This window comes from Pseudomonas sp. FW300-N2F2 (genome assembly GCF_017351655.1).
Taxonomy (GTDB): domain Bacteria; phylum Pseudomonadota; class Gammaproteobacteria; order Pseudomonadales; family Pseudomonadaceae; genus Aquipseudomonas; species Aquipseudomonas fluorescens_AA.
Map to the genome: position 1 here is coordinate 1 of NZ_JACNDQ010000012.1, position 840 is coordinate 840.

Consider the following 840-nt stretch of genomic DNA (forward strand, 5'->3'; position numbering starts at 1 on the left):
GCCAGCGGATAGATGTCCTGCACATTGCGCGCACCGCCCGGTACGGTCGATACGATACGCTCGATAGCGTGCGGGTCCAGAGCGACCAGCGGCAGCATCGCCGGGGTGATGTGCTCACAGCCCAAGGGAATCAAGTTCGCCGGGACACTGACCTCGCTGCCACTGCCAACGGCGGCGGCCAACGCGGCCAGGGTTGGTTGACTGAACAGTACGCGCACGTCGGCACTCAAGCCGACCTGGCGCATCCGCTCGATCAGGCTGACCGCCATGAGCGAATGCCCGCCCAGCTCAAAGAAATTATCGTAACGACCCACCTGCTCGACCTTGAGCAGCTCGGACCAGATCCGCGCCAGCGCCGTTTCGACCTCGCCTTGCGGGGCTTCATAGCCACGGCCTGAATAGGCATCACTGTCAGGGACCGGCAAGGCCCGACGGTCGAGTTTACCGTTCCGGGTCAGGGGCAAGGCGTCCAGGCGCATGTAGGCCGCCGGCACCATGTGGCCGGGCAGGTGCACCTGCAGTTGTTCGCGCAAGTTGTCGGCTGTCAGCCCTTGGTCCAGGCTGTCGTGCGCCGTGTAATACGCCACCAGCCGCTGGTCATCCGGGGCCTCTCCCACCGCGACGACAACCGCCTCCCGCACTCCGGCGCACGCGCCGAGCCTGGCTTCTATTTCACCCAACTCGATGCGCAAGCCACGGATCTTCAACTGGCTGTCGTTGCGCCCCAGGTAGTCGATGTTGCCGTCCGGCAAATAGCGCCCCAGGTCACCGGTGCGGTACATCCGCGCCTCCTGCACGGCGCTGAACGGGTCCTTCACAAAACGCTCGGCGGTCAATTGC

General features: G+C 64.9%; 1 protein-coding gene. It reads right to left on the reverse strand.

From position 1 onward, the window contains the following. Positions 1 to 840: phosphopantetheine-binding protein (locus J4E63_RS30670; RefSeq protein ID WP_207284216.1), on the reverse strand; the 840-nt coding region annotated here is incomplete at both ends.